Origin of the sequence: Gordonia aichiensis, assembly GCF_039946255.1 — a bacterium.
Taxonomy (GTDB): Bacteria; Actinomycetota; Actinomycetes; order Mycobacteriales; family Mycobacteriaceae; genus Gordonia; species Gordonia aichiensis_A.
In genome coordinates, this window is record NZ_JBCDWL010000066.1 from 1 (window position 1) to 256 (window position 256).

Below are 256 nucleotides of genomic sequence, written 5' to 3' on the forward strand. Positions count from 1 at the left end.
GCCGCCTCGGTCGCGGTAGCGAGCGTGGTGGTGCACAGGTTGAGCAGTCTGGTCACCTCCACCATCACCGCCAGGATGAGCCGGTCGTCGGCGCCGGTCGGCGACGGGGACGCGAACACCCGGGCCAATTCCCCACCCGAGGCGCCCGGTGAACCCGCCGACTCCGGCGGATCGAGTGCATCACTGAGCAAGTCAGCGAGTTCGGTGACAGCATCAACCACGGTCCTGGTCATCGTCATGGTCATGACTCCCCCTC

1 pseudogene is annotated in these 256 nt (G+C 67.2%); it reads right to left on the reverse strand.

Going from position 1 to position 256, the window contains the following annotated elements:
- Positions 1–245: pseudogene (locus tag AAFO60_RS20905) on the reverse strand (hypothetical protein); the annotation flags it as partial.
- Between the last annotated feature and the right edge of the window lie 11 nt (positions 246–256).